Genomic DNA, 20,466 nt, shown 5'->3' with positions numbered 1-20,466 from the left:
CCATGGCGGATCTCAGCCTCTTCCCCTCTTTCAAGCACAAGGAACCCGCCATGCCTGCCTTGACCCGTCGTCATCTTCTGACCTTTTGCTGCGCGGGCGGTCTGGCTCTCTATGGCAATCCAGCGAATGCCCAGAGCTGGGCGGAAAGCTGGTTCGACAATGTCACTTACACCAGCCCCGGGAGTTTCGAGGACCAGACGCGCGGCTATGTCACGGCGGGCGGAATGTCGGGCCGGGTCGATGTTCATAACGACTATCTGATGTCGCTCACGCTTCCCAAGGTGAAAGCTGGTTGCGGTGGTATCGACATGTTCCTTGGGGGCATGTCCTTCCTTGACCCGGACTATCTGGTCCAGAAGCTCGAGAGCATCCTCCAGGCGGCCCCGGCAGTGGCGTTCCAATATCTGCTTGAGACGCTCGACGAGAAAATGGGGAACATCATCTCGAAGATGGAGGCCGCCACCAATTTCCTCAATTCGATCCAGGTCAACGACTGTCGCCTGGCCAACCGCACGGTCCAGATTGCTCGAGGAGACGATACTATGTCGGGCATCATCGAGGAGATGACCGGCTACAAATCGGTGAAAGAGGGATTTGCCAAAAGCTACCAGCAAAGCCGCGAGAAAATTCAGTCCAACGGCAACAGTCCGACCGAGGATCTCAAGGGCGCGCTCGCCAACTGCCCGACCGAGGTTACCGACATCTTCAGGACCGGCTCGCTGCTCGCCCATGCCGCCCAACGCGTGGGCGCGGGCAATTGGGCGGGCGTGATGCGCGCACGGGTCGGCGACGTCTACATGCGGTGGAATGAAGCCGACAAGGTTCCGCTATTCTCCGCGATACCGGCCTGCCCGGCGCAGGATAGCGAAGGACCTGACGACTTTCTGACCGGCAAGGTCCAGAAACGAGCGCTCAACATACCGGCGACCGCACAGGATTGCTCGCGCGACGGAGAAAAAGGCGCGCTCGTACTGGCGCGTGAGCGCTTGGGCGCGATTGCTGGTAAGATCCGCACGAAATCTGCCCTTTCCTCTGAGGAGAGGCAATTCGTTGCCAATGTTCGAACGCTTCCCGTCTATCGCATGCTGGAATGGGGTGTGCGCCAGGGCGTGGTCGACTCCGTGATCGGCGACACCGACGAACTGGTCGCGCTCACGCTCGCCTATCAGATGCTCAACGATCTCACCCGTACCATCGATTTCGCCCTGACCAACGCCGAGCGCGGCACAAACGCTGCGGGTGCCGCCGATGGCGCGAGCGCCAATATCTGCCAAACGCGGATTCTCACCAAAGGCCTCGAACAATTGCGCGATCTGCGTGAAGAGGTGCTGCGCCAGCGCGCGCAGATGCGACAATCCTACATGGCGGCGCTGAACCAGGCCAACCTCTCGGCCAATTATGCGGGCCTCCTTCGCCAGCGCGACCTCGATGCACGCAATGCCGCAGGTGTTGCGGCTTCGGCCAATCGCTAGGGGGGAAAGACCTTCGATGAGGATATCCCCTGGACCTTTTTCGATCCGCCACCTTTTCTGCGTAGCAGCTGCAGCTGCAGCTGCAGTAGCGGTCCCGGACACCGCAATGGCGCTGGAAGCAAGCTATCACAGCTATGACGGTTTTGAGGAAACGGTCGATGCCTTCCGCCTAGTCTCTATGATATTTGCCGACCCGCGTTACGAGACGCTCGTGCTGATCATGGCGGTCGCGGGTGTGGCCTTGGGCGCGGTTCTCGCCAGCATCAGGGGCCAGGGCATGGGGCTCGTCGCCTTCGGCTTTCAGATGCTGATGGGCGTCGGGCTCTTCGTCGGCTTCGTGGCGACCACCGGCACGATCCATGTCTACGACCGGGTCCGAAACGCCTATCAGGCCGTAGGAGATGTGCCCAATCTTCTTGTTCTGGTGGCAGGCACGACCAACCTCATCGAGCGCGCTCTTGCCGAGACCATAGACGACAATAGCCTCGATCCTGGCGCCAAGCTTGAATTCGGCGCGGGCGGCCACGCCTTCGACCTGTTCTTCAACGCCGCCTCGCCTCGGGGCCCCATGACCGACACCTTCCTTGATGCTACCCTCAAGGATTATGTGCGCCAATGTTATCCGGTGGCAAGAGTGTCACCCGCTTACGGCGTGGACGACGACATGCTCTTTCGGACATCGACCGATCTTCCCGCCGCCTTTGCAGCCATGGCTGGCCCCGCCACCTTCTCGACGGTCTATAGCTCCCAAAACAAGGGAGGCGAGACGGTAAGCTGCGCGGATGCGTGGGCGCATATCTCCGGGCAGGTTGCTGATCCTGCGCTTTTCGAAGCCTATGCGCGCCAGACCTGCACGCGGACCGGATTCAATGTCGCAGATGCCAACCAGCTTGCCCGCTGCAAAAGCCAGCTGGGGGAAATGGGCCAGATGATGATGGGCACACCCCTTTCCCTTCAGGCCTTCATGACCGACGTCATGCTTGGCAACGCGGTAGGCGATGTCCTTTTCGAGGATTCGCCCGCGACCGCGGCAAGAGTGATGGCCAATCGCGCAGTCATATCAAATGGGCTTTCGACCATGTCGGCCGTCAATGAATGGATGCCCACGATCCGCTCCACCATATTTGCGATCATGCTCTTCATGGTGCCGGTTGCCCTGCTCTTCCTGTTGACGCCGATCAACCTGCGCGTGCTCTCCTATGCCTTTGGTCTGTTCATTTTCGTCGCACTGTGGGGCGTGATCGACGCGGGCATCTACCAGTTGACGCTCGGCCGGGCGATGGACGTACTCGCCGAGATGCGCGCCAATCATGTGGCGGCCAATGCCTGGATGCTTGCCCCTTCGTCGGCCATGAAGGCACTGGCGATCTTTGGGACCTTTCGGACGGCGGCAGCGGGTCTTGCCGGCGCATTCGTGTTCACCGTCTTTCGCTTCTCCGGGAATATTTTCAGCTCCCTGACCGGCGGTTCGGCCAGTATCCAGGCCAGCGCCGCTGGCGCAGGCGCGCCGATGGCCACCAGCGAGGGCTATGCGTCCGCCCTTGAGGCACAAGGCGCGGCGATCGGGACAGGTCATCGCAGGGCGGCCTCTTCCAGTTTTGGCGATTTTGGCGAGCGTGCCTCCTTCTCCTCCTCCCGTTCATTTGGAGAGGCAGGCTCGATCATCGGCGAAGGCGCTGGCGGGGCGCCGGGAAAGACCGCCCTTGCCCTTGGCGGCATCGATGCGCAGCGCGAACTGGGCAGCCTTGCGCCGGCCCTTGCAAAAGGCGACCTGACAAGTCCTGCCGCAGCTCAGGCCGTCCGGGCGAATGCGGCCACTGCGGCCATTCACCAGTTTGCAGAAAAAGACGCTCTCAGATCGCTGGGGACCCGCTATTTCGGCGAGGGCCAGCAAGGCGAGCAGGCCCTTGCGGCATTCGCCCAGACAATGGCGCAGTGGAAGGCTTTCGGCGACCAGAATGCCTATGCGATGATGAAACAGGCGGCGACGCGCCATTTCGAGCGCGGGGGCTACAATGCCAGGGATGCTGACCTCAAGGCGGCGAGCGTTATTGGGGAGGCGTCGGCCGATCCGACCTTTGCCAAACTCATCGCAAATGCCTGGGATCAGGAACAAATGCTCAGAAACGACCTCACCGGTGCCCAGGTCCAGGTGGGCGCGATGGAAGGACGCCGCGACTTCGCCGGCGATAGCGTCGCCGGGATCGAGCGGGTCAACGTCTCGACCGAACAGGCGCACCGCACCGGCTCGAACCAGGGGCAGCGCGATGCCTCTGCCATGCTCGGCCTGCCGCTGCAGGAAACCAGTCGCCGGATCGCCTTCATCAATACTCTTTCAGGAGAGGCGCGCTCGTCGTCCATCACGCAGCTCGCCCGGGCCACCGGGAGGAATGAAGCGCAGGTCGAAAGGGCTTTGGCCACCTATTCGGCCGCAACCCAGCTGGGTACGGCCGACGGCGCAACCTCTGAAGCGGCCAGGGAAGGAATAAGCGTCTATGGCAGGGCGCGCGAGAGTGCTGGCTATGATTTTGCCGAACGGGCTGGGAAGCTCGACGCCCAGCGCGAGGTCGGTCTTGACGGAACGCGCAGCGCTGCGCGGATCGGCGAGCAACGACGGCAGTCGGAGAATTTCGGCTTTGCGCAAGGCGCCGCAGCTGCGGGGGTCTCGACGCGCGAGGCAGCCCGCCTCGATAGTTTCATCCGGACGCTCGCCGACACGTCGGGGAACCAGGTCGAAATGGCTGAGGGTGGAGCAAAGGGCGTCGCTGATCGCGCGGGCAATGCGCGGATGACCTCGATCGTTGAGAAGGAGCGTCTTTCCCGGATGCAGGGACTGCTGCGCGCTAACGGCATCGACCTTACAAAGCGGCAGATCGCGATGGACCAGAATGGCGACTTTGGACTCAATCTGACCCCACAGACGGCGGCTCAGATGTGGAAGGCAGGTCTTCTCAACGAAAGTCAGCTCGGCGCCGTGGCCAATGGCGGCCATGCGCGCTTCAGCCTCGCGCACAACGACCTGTTGGTCTCGAGCAGCACAGGCTTTGAGAAGTCTGCGCGCAATGACACGAGCACACGCTTTGAAGCTGGAAAGCAGGCTGGGCCAGACACAATCGAGCATTTCATGGGCGGCGGTGCCGAGGGCCAAGCCTCAATGGCGAACTGGCTGCGTGGCGGCTTCGAGATGGACCGAAAGGGCCAGTGGCGTCTCAAACCCCAGGTCGCCGATACGCTACAGCGTGATGTTCAAGCAATCATGGTTCAGACGGGGTGGCAACGCGGCATCGCAAGAAATGCACAGGATCAGAATAGCTTCACCATTACTGCACAAGGCGACGTGTCGGGCTCAGTGGAGAGCATCAACGGAGGAAGGGGCCGCAGAACAAGTAATGCAAGTGGAAAAACGACAGGTTCTCTTGGTATTTCAAGTCTCGAGAGCGGGGCAACTAGCGAAATTGCGACATCCGAACTCAACATCGTCAACTATGACGTTCGACAAGCCATAGCAAATGCCGAACAGGCCGCGGCAAGTTCGATCTCACCCGGCAGCGCATTTTCCGTTGAACTTTCTAAGCAGATTCTTGGCAAAGGGGGGCTGCGCAACCGCTATCTGCGCGAGGCAGACAGTGGTCGTGGCACTTTCGACATCAACGCCCCAGTGACCTCGCTCGAACAATCTTCCGTGTTATCCAAAGGGCGCTTATCTACGGATCCTGCAAAAGGAATTTCCGACGGCGATGAGGCTTTCAAGGCTCGCGATTGAGGCGCGTCACGTTATAAGGGTTCATAGAACCCGAGACCCAATAAAAGCCTGAGCGCGCATCAAGGGGATCAATCTCGCTAGGCAGACCGGAAGGCCCCTTCCTTCGAGACTGATGATCGCCGTTCGTATCCACGCAGGCTGCGTGCAGAGAGGGATTGCATAGCCCTCCTTTCACCCGCCCAAACCCGAGAATCAGAAGCATCATCGGGGGAAAGAACGCTACCGTAAGATAGCCAGCGACGCCTGGCTCGTTCAGCCAGTCGAGGTCGGCCACACTGTAAGATGCCACCTTTGCAGCCCAAAAGACCACGGCTAGCGCCCACCATATTTTGGCATAGCGCGGCGACCAGGCCCAATCGCGTATTCGGCTCTGCCTAAATTCGGGAGCGCCTGAGGCAGCGCCTTCCTTGAGATCGATCATCATGACGGCTTCTCCGAACGTCAATCAGCCCTTCGATCTAGGCTTTCCAACGCGATTTCCCGGCCAAATCTACCCTCTCTCCCTCCACTTTCAAAGTACATGGCGTGGGAAAGATGAGAATTTTCCACAGCGAACAAACGCACACCTGAAAATAAATCTGGATGAACAGCGCATCTTTTCGCCACTGCCGCCCTCCCCACTGTCAAGCTCCTTCGCTTATCCAACTCCGTCCTCGAAATTCTAGTCGAGGTCTTCGAGAGGATTGCCTGACCGCGCGGCGGCCCGGCGCCGTGCATATCGTACCATCCCAGGATCAAGCTCCGGCTTGTTCCAGCGCTGAGCAGCGCCGACCACCATCAAATCATCGGCGTGGGTCAAAAACGTAAAGACCTTGTTCGTCACCTCGATCATCAAGGCTTTCATTTCCTCTTGGGAAATGCGCGACACCCGGGTCCAGGAGATGTCACCATAAGGTGTCACGACCTTGACGTCGCTATAGTCCCCCGCTTCGCTGTGCACGGCCGCGCCAGCATGGAGATCCTCTAGCTGCGTGTTGCGGAAACATTGTTCTACTAGCGCGAGGGTGAAGAAGATCTTCTCTTCGTCGGTCATCTCGTCAGACATCGATGTCCTCCAATTGCTAAGCCAGGCTTTGCGGTCGCAAAGTGCGGGCGTTCCATCATCGCGCCGGGAGGGCCTCCCGAAACGGTCGCCACCCTCTTATACTCAAATACAGGCACCAGCAGCCTGGGCTCTTTAAGACCCACCGTCTGGCTTGCCAATTCTACGCCCCGAACTGGCGGCGCATTGTGAAGGTCAGCCATTCAGCTTGTCCTTCAGCGCTTTTGCCGACGTGAACCCAAGCTTTTTCGCCGCAGCGATCTGGATTGTGGGGCCAGTTGAGGGATTGCGGCCTTCGCGCGCGTCACTTCCCTTCACTTTGAGCTTGCCAAAGCCGTTTAGGGAGATTTCATCGCCCTTGGCGCCGGCATCGGCAATGGCCAAAAACAGCGTGTCGACAGCTTTGCGGGCGTCGGCCTTCTAAAACCCAGTTCGCTCGCAATCGCATCGGCGAGATCGCCATTATTTCATGGCATGCCTAGACCACCACCGGGTTGGCCGCGCCAGCCACCTTTCTAGAAATGAGCGCTGCACCTCTAGCCACTGCCTGCGATCTTGCGCAAGCGGCGGCATCGTCACAGCCACGATGACCAATTTTCATGGCTCTGGACAGGCGCTGTCTACGGCAGCTATCGCGCCGCCATGACTATCGTCGCAACCATCATGAATTCGGCCACCGGCCAGCCCATCCAGAAAATGACCTTCGGGCGGATGCCCAAACCCTGGGCCAGCTTCAACCTGGAGAGCGGCGAACTGGTGACCGCCGATCGCGTCCATGTGGGAAAGCCCGCACCTGGCAAGTTTGTAGCGCCGGTCGAAGTTTGGGTGACGCCTAAAAACGGCGGCTAGGATGAGCGCAGATGATCCACAGCCTTTCGGCGGCAAGGACGGCCACGCGCAACCGACGCATCAGTTTAGATATTCTATCGCAATGATTGGACAACGCACGGTTCCCAAGAAGGGCTGTACCGCCCCCTAATTCCCTAATTACCTAAATCGGCCGCGCCGGATCGTGCAATTCGCCGGTGGTGACCCTATCTGCGATGCCATGCAAATATTCACCATCGGATATGAAGGCGCGACCCAGGCCGAACTCATCACGGCGTTGAAAGCGGTCGGCGTGACCCTGCTGGCAGACGTGCGTGCCGTTCCGCTCTCGCGCAGGCCCGGCTTCTCCAAGAATATCCTTGCCGCAGGTCTCAAGGAGGCAGGTATCGACTATGTCGGTCTCAAGGCGCTGGGCACGCCGCCCGAGGGTCGCGAGGCAGCGCGCAAAGGCAATCATGCCCGCCTCGCTGCGATCTACGCCGGGCAGCTCTACCTGCCCGAAGCTATCGTCCAGGGTGCCCAATTGATCGAAATGGCGCAAGATAAGCCTACCGCCCTCCTTTGTTTTGAGCGCGAGCCGGGCGGCTGCCACCGCTCTCTTCTGATCGACGCCATAATGCCAGGTGCCGAACGGATCGATCTTTTCCCCGCAACTACGCCATCCGTTTAAACGCGAAGTCGATTGTGTCTGGACGATTGTCCAAAGAACGACCGCCACGACTCAGAGTGATGACGCTGTTAACTGCGCGATACACGCCCGCACATTTCGGTCTAGCAGATCGCATTGATGCCCATCACGGGACGCATCTTTTCGTCGGGTTGCCTTGAGCCCGAAGTCTCCCATCTAGGTGTGGATGGTTAGCCTGTTTCCCGATCTGTTTGCGACCCCGGCAATCCCGGGCCTTTCCTATCGTGAAGACCTCCTCTCGCGAGAGGAGGAATTGACCCTGATAGCCGGGATCAATGCTACCGCACTCGAGCCATTCCGCTTTCAAGGCTGGCTTGGCAAACGCCTGACCAGTTCCTTTGGCTGGCGCTATGATTTCGACGATGCCCGCTTCGGGCCGACGGATCCCATGCCTGATTGGCTGCTGCCTATACGCGACAAAGCCGCCGCCTTTGCTGGCCTCGAGCCCGCCAGCCTCGCCCAGGCACTTTTGATCCGATATGATCCCGGCGCAGGCATTGGCTGGCACCGCGATCGCCCGGTCTTCGACCATGTCGTTGGCATTTCACTGGGCGTATCTGCCCCGTTACGTTTTCGGCGACGCAAGGCCGGCGGGTTCGATCGCGTCACCGTCCCGCTGGCACCGCGTTCGATCTATCATCTTCATGGCGAAGCGCGGTACCAATGGGAACATAGCATAGGCGAAATGGAAGAGACCCGCTGGTCGATCACCTTCCGTACGCTCGCTGAGAAACTCGCGGGCCGGAACATGATCAGATAGCTGCCCACCGTCAATGCGCCATGGCGCCCGCATCGAGAAGCTGGTCCAGGCGCGTCGCAATGGCGAGCCAACGCGCAACACCGGCCTGATCGCCCGCCAGCGCCAGCGTTCCTACCCTTTCTGCAATATAGTCGCCTGCATTCGCGCCATGTTCCTGCTCGACCGCCAGCGCTTCAGCCCAACGTTCAAGATCGGCCCTCACAGCAGCGACGGCGCAGATGCTGCTGCCCGCGGCTTGTTCCAGGGATCGCTGGTGCGCGTCATCTCGATCAGATCGTCGGGGAAGCAGCGATCCTGGAAAGCGATCGCCTCGTCGAACGATCCGCCGAGCCATTGGTCATATTCATCCTCATGGACAAGCACAGGCATGCGATCACGCACGGGACGGATCGCTTCATTACAGTCGGTCATGACGCCTGAATAGACCGCGCCCCATTCCTGACTTTCCCGCCAAAGCCCGGCCCAGGCGAAGACGGGGCGATCCTTCAGATTGAACCAGGTGCGGGTCTTGCTCCCCTTCTCGCCCTCCGCTTCTGCGAAGGAGGTCAGCGGAATGAGGCAACGCCAGTGCGGCTTTTGCGCGAGGCCGACCCACATGGGTTTGCGCAGGTCAGCGATGTTATTGACAGGCTTGGGCTTGGATACAGGCTTCATGCCGCGCAGGACCAGCGGAAACCCCCAGACCATGGATTGAAGGATCCGCTTTCCTTCTGCCTCGCGCACCACCATGCCAGGATAGCCGGGATAGACTTCGTCCGGCACGTTCATGGCAGCGATATCAGGCGGCTCGACGCCGAAATGCGCCGCCACCTCGGCTGCGCTTAGTCGCTCAGTATAGAGGTTGCACATCGTCGCATCTGCCTGTTGCGCCGCCCGACTGCGATTATTGCGCAACGCTCAGAGCAAGGCAAGCTGCGGCTGCGCCTTTGCCCGCAATTTTCCGCTGCGTCAGAGATCTTCTGTCTGCTCGACGACCATGCGCTCAGCAGCAAAGGGCGCGCGATGCTGGAATCCGGTGAGGTCCCTGATGCCGCCGTGCAGCCAGGCGTCATATTCATGGGAATCGAGAAGGACCGGCATCCTGGCGTTGGTCGGCATGACCGCGGCGTTGGCGGCCATGGTCATCCGGCATAGACCGGTCCGTAGTCGGGCAGTTCCGGCAAAAGCCGGCCCAGGCCATGACGGGCGCATGTTTGACCGAGAACCAGGTTCTCGTCTTGTGGCCGGGCATGCCGTCAGGATTGGCGAAGTCGGTAAGGACAATGAGGCAGCGATAGCGTGGGTCCACGACCATATCTCTCACATGGGATTGGTGAGATCGGCGACCAACCCCTGTCGCTGAAGATGATAGCCATGGCCGCGTATGTCGCGGGTCAGGCGTGGGAAGCGCCACCCCATCCACCGCAACAATCGACGTCCTCGACTTTCGAACGCGCAAGCCAACGTCCAGCCAGGACGTGCTCGCCTTCGAGGGGCCTGACATTCGGGCTGCCTGATCCCATCTATGTCATCTATGCCATCCAAGACGATGTATGATGGAGACCAGAATGGCTACGGCGCCCAATGATGCCCTGATTGTCCTATGTCCGGCTTGCGCAACGGCGAACCGGTTGCCCCGCGATAGGCTGGCCAAGGGCGGAACCTGCGGCCGATGCAAGCGCCCCCTATTCTCCGGGGAGCCGGTCATACTGACAGCAGATAATTTCGACGCGCATGCCGCGCGGTCCGATATTCCCCTGCTCGTCGATTTCTGGGCGAGCTGGTGTGGTCCCTGTCGTCAGATGGCCCCCGCCTTCAGCGCTGCAGCCGGACAACTCGAACCCTATATGCGCCTTGGGAAACTCGATACCGAGGCGCATCAGGCGATCGCGGGTCGCTATGCCATCCGGTCCATTCCCACGATGATCCTGTTTCGGGGTGGCCGCGAGATTGCGCGGCAATCGGGCGCTATGCCGCAACAGGCCATCGTTGCATGGGCGCGCGAGGCGGCACGACCGGCGTGAGCCGGGAGCCCGCCACCCACCCGGCAACGCCCGATGGCCGTTATTTTGTCGTGCGCGGCCGCCTGTGGCGGCTGGCCAATCCCGCGTTGGATGAAGACGTTCGCGCTGCCCTGGTATCGGATCTGATGCAGGCGCGTAGAGCCGTGCGCGACGCCCGTAAAAACGGCGATGTATCGGCCGAGCGTGAAGCCCATGCGGCGGTGGACATTGCCAAACGCGGACTTGGCGAGCGTGGCCCTGTCTGGTGGGCCGACGGCACACCTGACTATAACCGCCATATGGCGCGCAATACGCCCTATGCTGACTGGTTTGCCGCTCTTGACTGACGGGCTTTGCGTACCGGCTTGTCGTTGAGCTTGATCCAGACCGGGGCATGATCACTGGTCTTTTCCCATCCGCGCGGCGCTGTATCGACCTGCGCCCATTCAAGCCTGCTGCGTGCCTTTGCGTTGAGCAGAATATGGTCGATCCGAAGGCCCGCGTTGCGCTCGAACGCCCCGCGCCAATATTTCCAGAAGGTGTAGATGGTCTCATCAGGATGCAATTCGCGCAGAGCATCGCTCCATCCCTGCTCCAGCACATGGCGGTAAGCTTCCCTCACCTCCGGCGCGAAGAGCGCATCATCACGCCACCGCTCGGGCGCATAAACATCCAGATCGGTTGGCATGACGTTGAAATCACCGGCGATGACCACCGGCGCATCTATAGCGACGAGCGAGGCGAGATGGTCGTGAAGTCGCTCGAACCAGCGCAATTTGAAGTCGAACTTGGGTCCAGGGCGTGGATTGCCGTTGGGCAGATAAAGACCAGCCACCAGAACCCCGGCAACCGCCGCTTCGATGTAGCGGCTTTGCGTATCGTCCGGATCGCCGGGCAGCCCGCGGCGCGTCTCGTGAATTTCACCGACACGGCTCAGGATCGCAACGCCGTTCCACTGGCTTTGCCCGTGCCAGACCGCGTCATATCCTGCGTCGCGGATCGCGGTTTCAGGAAATTTATCCTGTGGCGCCTTCAATTCCTGCAGACAGACGATGTCGGGCTCGGCTTCGCCCAGCCATCTTAGCAGGACAGGCAGGCGCCCGTTAATCCCGTTCACATTATAGGTCGCGATCTTCATCGTTGCGTTGACCTAGCTGGCGCGGGAGAGGCATGGGAATGGTTATAAGTCATGGATGATCCACACATCCCTGCGATCAGCCTGGCGCGTCGAGCGCCAACAAATCCTGCTCCTCTGGATGGCGTTCAAAATAGCCGGCGACGAATTCGCATAGCGGCACGACCTTCAATCCCTTCTCCCGCACGTCCGCCAACGCGCCGGCGATCAGCTTGCTGGCAATGCCTTGCCCTTCAAGCGCCTCAGGAACCTGCGTATGCGTGAAGACCAATGCGCCATCGCGCCGTTCATAGGCCGCAATAGCCGTGCCACCATCGACCTTGAGTTCATAGCGGCTCTCGCCTTCATTATCGCGGACGTCCTGCGTCTCAGCCATGCTCGGTTCCTCTTTCTTTCAGGTCTATGCATCGGCGATTTTCGCAGAGCCGGTCGATAGATCGAACAGCTGGACAATGGTGAGGTTCCGCTAGAGCTGTCTGCTGACGAATGCGGCCTGGCCTTTGCGTTCCGATGCCGTGGCAGCCACAAGCCTTGCTGGAAAAGCCGAGCTGCAGCGCTCATGAACAGCAGCTTCACCCGTCATTCATCGCAACATGCTATTTCATTTTCTGTCGCTTCTTCCCCCCTTTGGAGCGGCACCTCCCTGAACTTCGGTCCCGCCGCGAGCCTTGCTCTGGCGGGGCTTTTTTTATGCGTCCCCTGCTTTCATCACGATCGCCTTTTGGGTGTCACCTTGATGATTGCTTGTCTGCACGCGACCACCCAGAGGGTCCAAATGGACCAAGAGACTTCCGAGCTCATCATGCGTGTCATCGCGCGCGCGCCGCAATGGCTTCGCCACGACCTGTCGTCAAAGGACCTCAACGCCCGTGGACGGGCCGAAGAAACACTCGCCGCCATGATCGTCGATGCGCTGTCGCACGGAACGCCGCTGGAGCCGGAAGGTTAAGCTTCGCGTGGGACCCTCCCATGGAGCATCTGTTTCGATGGGACGCCTTCTCCTTCCCGCCCTGCTTGTCGCCGCTGTTCCGACCGCAGCCTGCGCATCGGACAGCGAACAGCTGACCATATATTGCGACGGCGGTCGAACCTTCCTTGCCAAGATCAGCCCGGATGGCGCGCTCGTAACGATCGGGAGACGGACGGTCGCGCTCAGGCCAAGGGACTCATCGCTTGGGCGACGGTTTGAAGCAACAGGCGCTGCCCTGATCATAGATGGCGAGATGGTCGCTTTGGTACTCGATAACGATATCGATTTTCGAAACTGCCGGGTGAACCCGCCTGGTTCCTAGCTTTTGAACGCCGGATGAACTCGTCACCAGCCTGATCTCTCCTGTTTCAAGTGCTGGGAAACAGACATCTGCATCTCTTTGATCGTCCCCGATTCGGAATGCGGACACGGCGAACAGCGACCGAATGATTTGGCGATATCGATCCGGGCATCGCCCCTCGATGCTCTCTCGCGCTCAATATTTTGTGAACGCACGATCGCGTCGCGAAACGATCCAGGGAATCCATGACGTTGGATCCGTCGGATGCCCCAAGCAGGACCTCGTTCACCCCGACACAGGCGCTCGACTAACTTGACAGTCGGGGGAGTCATGGAGAACAGAAAGAGAACACTCTATTAGACCGATGAGACCAAGGAATGCCCCGCAATGCCATCCTCGAGGATTTGCGTTCGTCGATCGCCCATGTGACGGGCGATGGGCACCGTCATGGCGTCCATCCTTTCGGCCTTGACGACATCGACGATCATCTGCCCGGAAATGGTCTTGCAACCGGCGCACTGCATGAGGTTCTGGGCTCTCCCGACATTTGCGACGACGCAGCCGCAACGATATTCATCGCAGGCATATTGGCGCGCATGGAAGGCCCGGTTTTCTGGTGTCTGCGCTGGCGCGATTTGTTCACCCCTGCCCTCGACCTTGCAGGCCTTCATCCTGACCGCCTGACCATCGTCGAGCCTGGCGATGACAAGGGCGCGCTCATTGCGATGGAAGATTGCCTGCGCGTGGCTGGCATCGCCGGCGTTGTGGGCGAGGTTTCAAAGCTCTCGACGACCGCGTCGAAACGGCTTCAGCTTGCTGCCGAAGGGTCCGGGGTGACTGCGTTCATCCTGCGTCGCGCCGCCAAGGCGGACGCACTGATCGAGGGCTCAGCAGCGCAGACACGATGGCGCGTTACGGCGTCACCGAGCACAGATCTGGGCATTCCTGCCCTTGCCCGCCCGCGCTGGTCGGTCGCGCTCGAGCGCGTCCGCGGCGCAGAACCTAAAAGCTGGATAGTGGAGGCCTGCGATGCGCAGGGTCGTCTCGCTCTACCTGCCATACTGGTCGACAGACCGGATCAGCAGGAAGCGTGGCGTATCGCCGTCTGAGGCGAACGCAGCGCCATCCCGGCCGCCGCTTGTCACGGCCATAGAATCGCACGGTCGCAAGCTGATCGCGGCGGTGGACGTGCTTGGCCGCAGCCTTGGCATCATGCCCGGCATGAGCGTCACCAAGGCAAGGACCATCGTGCCCGATCTTGACGTGCTCGATGCAGACGAAGCGGCCGACGCGCAAGGGCTTGAGCGGCTAGCTCTATGGGCAGGGCAGCGCTACGCCCCCTTCGTCGCGGTCGATTACCCCGATGGCCTATGGCTCGACATCAGCGGATGCGGCGAACTGTTCGGCGGCGAGGAAGCGCTGGTCAAGGACCTGTTCCGCCGGGTGAACGGCTCGGGCCTTACAGCACAGATCGCTGTTGCTGACACGGCGGGCTGCGCGCATGCGGTCGCTCGCCATGTCCCTGCCGGTCGCCCGGTTATCATTGTTCCTGGAGACCAGAAGAAGGCGGTCGGCCTTCTACCCCTTGCCGCCCTGCGCATCCCGGCAAAAGTGGCAAGCGATCTGCACAAGATGGGCTTCACCCGGATCGAGCAACTCATTGCCGAGCCGCGCGGTCCCATTGCGCGCCGCTACGGACATGAACTCTACTGCCGCCTCGACCAGGCGCTTGGCCATGCGCCAGAGGCGATGGCGCCGATCTTCCCGCCATCACTGCCCCAGGCGCGCCGCGGGCTTCTTGAACCCATCGGTACGGCCGACGCCATCGCGAAGGTCATCAGCGATCTCACCGAGGACATTTGCGCTGCGTTGATGCGGGACGGCACCGGCGCGCGGCGCCTCGACCTCCATTGCGAACGGGTCGATGGCCGATATCAGTCTGTCAGGATCGGGATGGCGTCTCCTACAAGGGATGCTCGCCATCTGACAAAGCTCCTGGTTCCCAGGATCGAGCGGATTAATCCAGGCCTTGGAATCGAGACCATGATCCTGATCGCGCCGATCGTTGAACCGCTCCGCAGCGCACAGGCTGATCTTGCAGGCGATGCGCGTCGCGGCCCGGACCTTGGTGCCCTTATCGACGCGCTGGCGAACCGTTTCGGCCGAGACCGGCTGTACGGCACGACGCCCTGCTCGTCCGCCATGCCCGAACGAACGGTCAAGCGCACAATGGCGCTGCGCGAGGGCGCGGATCGGCGCTGGAACGCTGTCCTGCCGCGCCCGGGCCGCATGATAGAACCGCCCGAGCCAATCCAGGTGATCGCGATGATGCCCGACCATCCGCCTGCCCAGTTCGTCTGGCGGGGCAAGCGGCGCAAAGTCGTCCAGGCCGATGGCCCCGAACGCCTCCAGGGCGAATGGTGGCGCGACAAGGGGCTGGAAGCCGATACCCCCTATCTCGTGCGCGACTATTTCCAGGTCGAGGTCGAGGGCGGCGGGCGCTACTGGCTGTTTCGCTTGGGCGACGGCCAATGGTCGTCGACCGGGCCGATGGCCTGGTTCATCCATGGCGCCTTCGCATGAGCCTTGCCGATCAGCGCTATGTCGAGTTGCAGGTGACGAGCCATTTCAGCTTCCTGCGGGGTGCATCCTCGCCTGAGGAACTCCTGACCGCCGCCGCCATGCTGGGCCTGCCGGCGATCGGCATCGTGGACCGCAACAGTCTGGCGGGATTGGTGCGCGCCTGGGACGCTGGCCGTTCGACGGGCGTGCGCGTCATCAACGGCTGCAGGCTGGATCTTTACTGTGGCACTGGTCTGCTTGTCTATCCCACAGACCGCGCTGCCTATGGTCGCCTTTGTCGTCTGCTGACGCTCGGCAAATCACGCGCCGGCAAAGGGGGCTGCGCACTCCATTGGGATGATGTCGCGACATGGAGCGAGGGACTGATCGCCATCCTTATCCCCGATAGCGACGACGCAAAAACGCAAGCGAACCTCGTCAGCCTCTCATCCATCTTTCAGGAACGCAGCTATCTCGCGCTGACCCTGCAGCGGCAGCCCGGCGACGCGTTACGGTTGCGGCGCCTGACACAGATGGCACAGCAGGCGCACGTCGCGACCGTCGCCACCGGCAATGTCCTCTACCACACCCCCGAGCGCCGAATGCTGCAGGATGTCCTGACCTGTATCCGCGAGAAATGCACGATCGACGATCTGGGCGAGCGACGCGAGCAGATCGCAGACCGGCACCTCAAGGACGCCGACGAGCTGGACCGGCTGTTCGAGCGCTATCTTGGGGACACAGAGCCAGTTCGGCGAAGTGTCGCTATCGCCGAGCAATGCCGCTTCTCCCTTGAGGAGTTGCGTTATCAATATCCTGATGAAATCGGTAAAAGCGGGCGTACACCGCAGCAGGAACTGGAGCGCCTTACCTGGGCAAAAGCCCCTGCCCGCTATCCAGACGGCATTGACGACAAGACAAGAGCCCAGCTGGAGCATGAGCTGCGTCTCATCGCCCAGCTCGATTACGCACCCTATTTTCTGACGGTCCACGCGATCGTCAATTTTGCGCGCTCGAAAGACATTTTGTGCCAGGGCCGGGGATCGGCCGCGAACTCGGCGGTCTGCTACTGCCTTGGCATCACCTCGATCGATCCGGTGCGCACCGAACTGCTGTTCGAACGGTTCGTGAGCGCTGAGCGACGCGAGCCCCCCGATATCGATGTCGATTTTGAGCATGAGCGGCGAGAGGAAGTGATCCAGTGGATCTACGAGACCTATGGCCGCAACCATAGCGCGCTGACTGCCGTCATCTCCCGCTTCCGCACCAAAGGCGCGATCCGCGAGGTGGGCAAGGCGCTCGGGCTTTCGACCGACGTCACCGATGCACTGTCAGGGCAGGTCTGGGGGTGGAGCCGCGAGGGTGTGCAAGACCGCCATGTCGCCGAGCTCAATCTTGATATGTCCGATCGCCGTCTTGCGCTGACGCTCGACCTGTCGCGTCTGCTCATAGATACGCCGCGCCATTCCTCGCAGCATCCTGGCGGCTTTGTGCTGACGCGCGATCGGCTCGACGAGTTGGTGCCGATCGAACCTGCCCGCATGGATGATCGCCAGATCATCGAATGGGACAAGGATGATATCGACCTCATGGGGTTTATGAAGGTCGATGTGCTGGCGCTGGGGATGCTCAGCTGCATGCGACGCGGCTTCGATATTCTGCGCGCGGAGAAGGGCATCCATCTCGACCTCGCCACGATACCGGCAGAAGATCCTGCAACCTATGCGATGATCCGCAAGGCTGACACGCTTGGCGTCTTCCAGATCGAGAGCCGGGCGCAAATGGCGATGCTGCCGCGGATCAAGCCAAGGACATTCTATGACCTGGTCGTCGAGGTCGCCATCGTGCGGCCTGGCCCCATCCAGGGCGACATGGTCCACCCTTATCTCAGGCGCCGCGAAGGCAAGGAAGAGGTCAGCTATCCCAAGCCGGAGCTGCGCCGGGTCCTCGAAAAGACGCTCGGCGTCCCGCTCTTTCAGGAGCAGGCGATGCGGGTCGCAATTGAGTGCGCCGGTTTTACCGCTAGCGAGGCGGATCTTTTGCGGCGGGCGATGGCGACGTTCAAGCTGACCGGCGGGGTCAGCCATTTTCGCAACAAGCTCATCGGCGGCATGGTCGAGCGCGGCTATGAGCAGGCTTTTGCCGAACAGACCTTCAAGCAGATCGAAGGCTTTGGCTCCTATGGATTCCCCGAAAGCCATGCGGCCAGCTTCGCGCTCATCGCCTATGCCTCCTCCTGGCTCAAATGCCATCATCCAGATGTATTCTGTGCGGCGTTGCTGAACGCTCAGCCCATGGGCTTCTATGCGCCAGCCCAAATCGTCCGCGACGCACGCGAACATGGCGTTGAGGTCCGTCCGGTCGATGTGAACCATAGTCGCTGGGACTGCACGCTTGAAGAGGGGAACCGGCGGTACAAGGCCGTGCGCCTTGGGCTGCGCATGGTCCGCGATCTTGCCAATCTGGACGGCGCGGCGATCGTCTCGGCCCGTGGCGCAGAGCCCTATGCTTCAGTGGAAGAAATCCAGCGCAGAGCCGGCGTGGGTGCTGGTGCGCTCGATCGGATCGGCGATGCTGATGGCTTCGGGTCGCTCCGGCACAGCCGTCGCACTGGCCTGTGGGATGTGAAAGGGTTGCGAGACAGCCCCCTACCCCTTTTTGCCGCAGCAGACGAGCGCGAGGGGAAGCTCCGCGCTGAAGCGGTCGAACCCGAGGTCGCGCTCTCGCCGATGGCGGAAGGCCAGGAGGTAGTGGAAGACTATCGCAGCTTCGCGCTATCGCTCCGCGCCCATCCGGTAACCTTTCTCAGGGAGGATTTGGCAGCGAGGAAGATGGTCCCGTGCGCGGCGCTTTCTGACATCCGCGATGGTCGCTGGGTCAATCTTGCAGGGATCATCATGGTGCGGCAGCGCCCCGGCTCTGCCAAGGGCATCATGTTCATCACTATCGAGGATGAAACCGGGATCGCAAATCTTGTCGTCTGGACCAAAATATTCGAAGCCAATCGCGGGACTGTCCTTGGCGCATCCATGCTGGGCGTGCGCGGTCAGGTTCAGAAAGAAGGCGAGGTCATTCACGTCATTGCCCAACGGCTAGAAAATCTGTCGGGGTTGCTGGCAAGCGTGGGCGAACGGAGCGATCTTGCCAACGTCTTCCGCCCGGCGCGCGGTGACGGCGCAAACAACGGGGGCGGACCTGATCCTCGGGACCCGGACAGCAAATTGCTCGGTCGTAAGGCACGCGAGATATACATCCCTGACCTGAGGCTGGGATCGGGCATCATTCCAGGGCGGCCGACCGAAGGCATCAAGGTGAAGCCAAGGGATTTTCGGTGAGATCTTTGTCACTGAAGCGGGCTTTGTCAAAACCCCATATCTGCCTTCCACACTTTGCGCGACGGCGCATACCGTCAACTACGATAAGGAGCGCAGCTTTTACCTTGAGAGATACCGGAGCCAGAAAGAGATAAAGTTTCACCTCTTCATCCCAAGCGATGAAACGACCTGGGTGCCACGCAGTGTCATCGGCAACGCGCATCTATGTTTGCGACAATTTGAGTCGGGGACTGTCAGGATTTCCGTGTGCGGCCGGGCGGTTGAACATTACGCCGCCATGGCCCTGATGAAGCGCTCGCCGAAGATTACGGCGAACTGGGTCTTGGCCATGGTCCACTCACGCGGCGGCATTTTCCACTCTTTTTCCGATCGGTTCAAGATCAGATAGAGCAGTTTTGTAGCGGCATCGTCGCTGGGGAAGTGGCCCCTGGCCCGGACCGCGCGCCTGAGCTTCGAGTTCAGCGCCTCGATCGCGTTCGTCGTGTAAATGATGCGCCGCACGTCGTCTGGGAAGGCGAAGAACGGGATGACCTCACCCCAGGCACGCCGCCAGCTCTGGCCGATCGCGGGATAGCGCTGGCCCCAGGGACTGGCCTCGAACGCCGTCAGCGCCTTTTCGGCAGCGTCAGCATCTGTGGCGCGGTAAATCTCCTTGAGCGCGGTTGCCAGCCCTTTGCGGTCTTTCCAGGATACGAAGTCCATGGAGTTGCGCAGCAGATGGACAATGCACGTTTGAACAATTGCCTCCGGGAACACGGCGGTGATCGCATCAGGGAAGCCCTTCAAGCCATCGACGACAGCGAGAAGGATATCTTCGACGCCGCGGTTCCGCAGTTCGTTCATCACCCGCAGCCAGAACTTGGCGCCTTCGTTTTGCTCCAGCCACAGACCCAGAACCTCCTTGGCGCCATCAGCACGGACGCCCAGCGCGATATGGATCGCCTTGTTGCGGACCATGCCTTCATCGCGGATCTTGACCCGGATCGCGTCGAAGAAAACCAACGGATAAACCGGGCCGAGCGGCCTTTGCTGCCAGGTGGCAACTTCGTCGAGGACAGCATCGGTCACCGTGCTGATCAGATCCGACGATACGTCGATACCGTACAGATCGCGCAGGTGCCCGGTGATCTCCCGCGTGCTCATGCCCCGCGCATACATCGACACAATCTTCTCATCGAAGCCCGGAAAGCGGCGCTGATACTTGGCTATCAGCTGCGGGTCGAAGCTGGACTGGCGGTCGCGCGGGACATCAATCTCCAGCTTGCCGGTCTCGGTCATTACGGTCTTCCGGCCATAGCCGTTGCGCGTGTTGCCGGCACCTTCGCCTGTCGCAAGATGGTGATCCATCTCCGCGTTTAACGCGCGCTCCGTCAGCGCCTTCTTCAGCGAATCCAGCAAGCCACCTTGTTCAAATGCGGCACTGGCAGCGCCTCCGGCCAAAAGCTGGTCGAGAAGCGCATTGGGAATAACGGGTTCTTTGCGTCGTGACATAGTGGGACTCCTTGTTACCCATTATGCCCGGCCACACACGGAAATCCTGACAGTCCCGACGTCGCTACTACAAAAGCTTGGAAAATCTATCTGCGGCGATCGTCATCTCCGACGAGGCCGAGATCTATGATAATAGC

Annotated in this window: 19 protein-coding genes and 1 pseudogene; 11 read left to right on the top strand and 9 right to left on the bottom strand. The window is 60.8% G+C overall.

Annotated elements, in window-relative coordinates; translation table 11 throughout:
- Positions 1-2 precede the first annotated feature (2 nt).
- Positions 3-1,472 carry a conjugal transfer protein TraH gene (locus ACZ2HM_RS03065; RefSeq protein ID WP_470426207.1) on the top strand — a complete coding sequence of 490 codons (1,470 nt, stop codon included), beginning with the start codon at positions 3-5 and terminating at the stop codon, positions 1,470-1,472.
- A 106-nt stretch (positions 1,473-1,578) separates the two neighbouring features.
- Positions 1,579-5,235, top strand: coding sequence for a conjugal transfer protein TraG N-terminal domain-containing protein (locus tag ACZ2HM_RS03060; protein ID WP_470426206.1), 3,657 nt, complete (start codon positions 1,579-1,581; stop codon positions 5,233-5,235).
- Here the strand turns inward: ACZ2HM_RS03060 and ACZ2HM_RS03055 are convergent.
- The 3 genes and pseudogenes from ACZ2HM_RS03055 to ACZ2HM_RS03045 form a co-directional block, all read right to left on the bottom strand.
- Complete coding sequence (locus ACZ2HM_RS03055; protein ID WP_470426205.1) at positions 5,219-5,659, bottom strand: hypothetical protein; 441 nt, start codon at positions 5,657-5,659, stop codon at positions 5,219-5,221. The two genes, ACZ2HM_RS03060 and ACZ2HM_RS03055, sit on opposite strands and share 17 nt — an antisense overlap.
- 237 nt (positions 5,660-5,896) lie before the next feature.
- On the bottom strand, positions 5,897-6,280 hold the full coding sequence (locus ACZ2HM_RS03050) for a hypothetical protein (protein ID WP_470426204.1): 384 nt from the start codon (positions 6,278-6,280) through the stop codon (positions 5,897-5,899).
- 192 nt (positions 6,281-6,472) lie between these two features.
- Positions 6,473-6,720: pseudogene (locus ACZ2HM_RS03045) on the bottom strand (HU family DNA-binding protein).
- A 199-nt stretch (positions 6,721-6,919) separates the two neighbouring features.
- Between ACZ2HM_RS03045 and ACZ2HM_RS03040 the strand changes: the two are divergent.
- From ACZ2HM_RS03040 to ACZ2HM_RS03030, 3 genes are all read left to right on the top strand, one after another.
- Positions 6,920-7,126, top strand: a complete 207-nt coding sequence (locus ACZ2HM_RS03040; protein ID WP_096063764.1) for a hypothetical protein — start codon at positions 6,920-6,922, stop codon at positions 7,124-7,126.
- Between the two features lie 199 nt (positions 7,127-7,325).
- Positions 7,326-7,775, top strand: coding sequence for a DUF488 domain-containing protein (locus tag ACZ2HM_RS03035; protein WP_470426203.1), 450 nt, complete (start codon positions 7,326-7,328; stop codon positions 7,773-7,775).
- 271 nt (positions 7,776-8,046) lie between these two features.
- Positions 8,047-8,553 carry an alpha-ketoglutarate-dependent dioxygenase AlkB gene (locus ACZ2HM_RS03030; RefSeq protein ID WP_470426202.1) on the top strand — a complete coding sequence of 169 codons (507 nt, stop codon included), beginning with the start codon at positions 8,047-8,049 and terminating at the stop codon, positions 8,551-8,553.
- A gap of 10 nt (positions 8,554-8,563) precedes the next feature.
- On the opposite strand, the gene ACZ2HM_RS03025 is transcribed toward ACZ2HM_RS03030, so the two are convergent.
- From ACZ2HM_RS03025 to ACZ2HM_RS03015, 3 genes are all read right to left on the bottom strand, one after another.
- The gene (locus tag ACZ2HM_RS03025) at positions 8,564-8,755 is read right to left on the bottom strand and encodes a DUF6961 family protein (protein WP_470426201.1); all 192 of its coding nucleotides are present in this window, start codon (positions 8,753-8,755) and stop codon (positions 8,564-8,566) included.
- Positions 8,752-9,402: an SOS response-associated peptidase gene (locus ACZ2HM_RS03020; protein WP_470426200.1), complete on the bottom strand. Its 651-nt coding sequence runs from the start codon at positions 9,400-9,402 to the stop codon at positions 8,752-8,754. Before ACZ2HM_RS03020 ends, ACZ2HM_RS03025 begins: the two co-directional genes overlap by 4 nt.
- Before the next feature lie 99 nt (positions 9,403-9,501).
- A complete protein-coding gene (locus ACZ2HM_RS03015) occupies positions 9,502-9,672 on the bottom strand; it encodes a hypothetical protein (RefSeq protein ID WP_470426199.1) in 171 nt (56 codons plus the stop codon).
- Positions 9,673-10,100: 428 nt separating this feature from the next.
- On the opposite strand from ACZ2HM_RS03015, the gene trxC reads away from it, so the two are divergent.
- On the top strand, positions 10,101-10,556 hold the full coding sequence (gene trxC, locus ACZ2HM_RS03010; protein ID WP_470426198.1) for a thioredoxin TrxC: 456 nt from the start codon (positions 10,101-10,103) through the stop codon (positions 10,554-10,556).
- Positions 10,553-10,882 (top strand): hypothetical protein, encoded by a 330-nt coding sequence (locus tag ACZ2HM_RS03005; RefSeq protein ID WP_239019028.1) that lies wholly within the window; start codon positions 10,553-10,555, stop codon positions 10,880-10,882. Before trxC ends, ACZ2HM_RS03005 begins: the two co-directional genes overlap by 4 nt.
- Here the strand turns inward: ACZ2HM_RS03005 and xth are convergent.
- Entirely contained in the window at positions 10,852-11,673 is an 822-nt protein-coding gene (xth, locus tag ACZ2HM_RS03000; RefSeq protein WP_470426197.1) for an exodeoxyribonuclease III, read from the bottom strand. The genes ACZ2HM_RS03005 and xth overlap by 31 nt on opposite strands.
- Positions 11,674-11,749: 76 nt before the next feature.
- Positions 11,750-12,046, bottom strand: coding sequence for a GNAT family N-acetyltransferase (locus ACZ2HM_RS02995; RefSeq protein WP_470426196.1), 297 nt, complete (start codon positions 12,044-12,046; stop codon positions 11,750-11,752).
- Positions 12,047-12,229: 183 nt separating this feature from the next.
- On the opposite strand from ACZ2HM_RS02995, the gene ACZ2HM_RS02990 reads away from it, so the two are divergent.
- The 4 genes from ACZ2HM_RS02990 to ACZ2HM_RS02975 all read left to right on the top strand — a co-directional run bounded on the left by ACZ2HM_RS02990 (position 12,230) and on the right by ACZ2HM_RS02975 (position 18,838).
- Entirely contained in the window at positions 12,230-12,619 is a 390-nt protein-coding gene (locus ACZ2HM_RS02990; RefSeq protein WP_470426195.1) for a hypothetical protein, read from the top strand.
- A 699-nt stretch (positions 12,620-13,318) separates the two neighbouring features.
- Positions 13,319-14,050 carry an ImuA family protein gene (locus ACZ2HM_RS02985; RefSeq protein WP_470426194.1) on the top strand — a complete coding sequence of 244 codons (732 nt, stop codon included), beginning with the start codon at positions 13,319-13,321 and terminating at the stop codon, positions 14,048-14,050.
- Positions 13,971-15,524 (top strand): Y-family DNA polymerase, encoded by a 1,554-nt coding sequence (locus ACZ2HM_RS02980; RefSeq protein WP_470426193.1) that lies wholly within the window; start codon positions 13,971-13,973, stop codon positions 15,522-15,524. Before ACZ2HM_RS02985 ends, ACZ2HM_RS02980 begins: the two co-directional genes overlap by 80 nt.
- Complete coding sequence (locus ACZ2HM_RS02975) at positions 15,521-18,838, top strand: error-prone DNA polymerase (RefSeq protein WP_470426192.1); 3,318 nt, start codon at positions 15,521-15,523, stop codon at positions 18,836-18,838. Before ACZ2HM_RS02980 ends, ACZ2HM_RS02975 begins: the two co-directional genes overlap by 4 nt.
- Positions 18,839-19,105: 267 nt before the next feature.
- On the opposite strand, the gene ACZ2HM_RS02970 is transcribed toward ACZ2HM_RS02975, so the two are convergent.
- Positions 19,106-20,329 carry an IS256 family transposase gene (locus ACZ2HM_RS02970; RefSeq protein ID WP_470426191.1) on the bottom strand — a complete coding sequence of 408 codons (1,224 nt, stop codon included), beginning with the start codon at positions 20,327-20,329 and terminating at the stop codon, positions 19,106-19,108.
- Positions 20,330-20,466: the final 137 nt, after the last annotated feature.

The organism is Sphingobium sp. KKT206 (assembly GCF_055640555.1).
Note: the sequence above shows the minus strand (reverse complement) of the source record. Positions and strands in the feature narration are given on the sequence as shown.

What these genes read in the sequence shown, in the direction of transcription:
- ACZ2HM_RS03050 (WP_470426204.1), bottom strand. Translation starts at nt 6,280, where the DNA reads ATGTCTGACGAGATGACCGACGAAGAGAAGATCTTCTTCACCCTCGCG.
- trxC (WP_470426198.1), top strand. Translation starts at nt 10,101, where the DNA reads ATGGCTACGGCGCCCAATGATGCCCTGATTGTCCTATGTCCGGCTTGC.
- ACZ2HM_RS03040 (WP_096063764.1), top strand. Translation starts at nt 6,920, where the DNA reads ATGACTATCGTCGCAACCATCATGAATTCGGCCACCGGCCAGCCCATC.
- ACZ2HM_RS02985 (WP_470426194.1), top strand. Translation starts at nt 13,319, where the DNA reads ATGCCCCGCAATGCCATCCTCGAGGATTTGCGTTCGTCGATCGCCCAT.
- ACZ2HM_RS03020 (WP_470426200.1), bottom strand. Translation starts at nt 9,402, where the DNA reads ATGTGCAACCTCTATACTGAGCGACTAAGCGCAGCCGAGGTGGCGGCG.
- ACZ2HM_RS03035 (WP_470426203.1), top strand. Translation starts at nt 7,326, where the DNA reads ATGCAAATATTCACCATCGGATATGAAGGCGCGACCCAGGCCGAACTC.
- ACZ2HM_RS03015 (WP_470426199.1), bottom strand. Translation starts at nt 9,672, where the DNA reads ATGGCCGCCAACGCCGCGGTCATGCCGACCAACGCCAGGATGCCGGTC.
- ACZ2HM_RS02990 (WP_470426195.1), top strand. Translation starts at nt 12,230, where the DNA reads ATGAACAGCAGCTTCACCCGTCATTCATCGCAACATGCTATTTCATTT.
- ACZ2HM_RS02980 (WP_470426193.1), top strand. Translation starts at nt 13,971, where the DNA reads ATGCGCAGGGTCGTCTCGCTCTACCTGCCATACTGGTCGACAGACCGG.
- ACZ2HM_RS03060 (WP_470426206.1), top strand. Translation starts at nt 1,579, where the DNA reads ATGGCGCTGGAAGCAAGCTATCACAGCTATGACGGTTTTGAGGAAACG.
- ACZ2HM_RS03065 (WP_470426207.1), top strand. Translation starts at nt 3, where the DNA reads ATGGCGGATCTCAGCCTCTTCCCCTCTTTCAAGCACAAGGAACCCGCC.
- ACZ2HM_RS02995 (WP_470426196.1), bottom strand. Translation starts at nt 12,046, where the DNA reads ATGGCTGAGACGCAGGACGTCCGCGATAATGAAGGCGAGAGCCGCTAT.
- xth (WP_470426197.1), bottom strand. Translation starts at nt 11,673, where the DNA reads ATGAAGATCGCGACCTATAATGTGAACGGGATTAACGGGCGCCTGCCT.
- ACZ2HM_RS02970 (WP_470426191.1), bottom strand. Translation starts at nt 20,329, where the DNA reads ATGTCACGACGCAAAGAACCCGTTATTCCCAATGCGCTTCTCGACCAG.
- ACZ2HM_RS03055 (WP_470426205.1), bottom strand. Translation starts at nt 5,659, where the DNA reads ATGATGATCGATCTCAAGGAAGGCGCTGCCTCAGGCGCTCCCGAATTT.
- ACZ2HM_RS02975 (WP_470426192.1), top strand. Translation starts at nt 15,521, where the DNA reads ATGAGCCTTGCCGATCAGCGCTATGTCGAGTTGCAGGTGACGAGCCAT.